1 protein-coding gene is annotated in these 289 nt (G+C 59.5%); it reads right to left on the bottom strand.

The features are described 5' to 3' along the window. Positions 1–95: 95 nt before the first annotated feature. On the bottom strand, positions 96–289 hold a 194-nt coding region (locus tag P0G09_RS20395; protein WP_275253592.1), incomplete at its 5' end, for a hypothetical protein.

Genomic DNA, 289 nt, shown 5'->3' with positions numbered 1-289 from the left:
AGCGCCTTTTGCGCAAAAATGCAGGCACTCCGCCCGCCCCGTCCGGGGCAAAGGCAGAGTGCCTGCTTTCGTTACAGATTCAGTTTCAGTTCTGCTTACAGGGTCTCGATGCGGTCAAACAGCTTCTTGCCTGCTTCCACAGCGTCCTTGCTGCCAAAGGCCACACGGGTAGCGTTTGCCATCCGGTCTGCAAGGTATGCGGCCTGTGCCCGGATCGTTTCAGCTGTCACGCTGCACATGGCCTTGCGGTCCGCGGCCAGCATGGAATCGGTGATGCCGCAGAAGTACC

This window comes from Faecalibacterium sp. DFI.5.82 (assembly GCF_029076575.1).
GTDB classification, from domain to species: domain Bacteria; phylum Bacillota; class Clostridia; order Oscillospirales; family Ruminococcaceae; genus Faecalibacterium; species Faecalibacterium duncaniae.
This window is presented reverse-complemented; position numbering and strand designations above follow the sequence as displayed.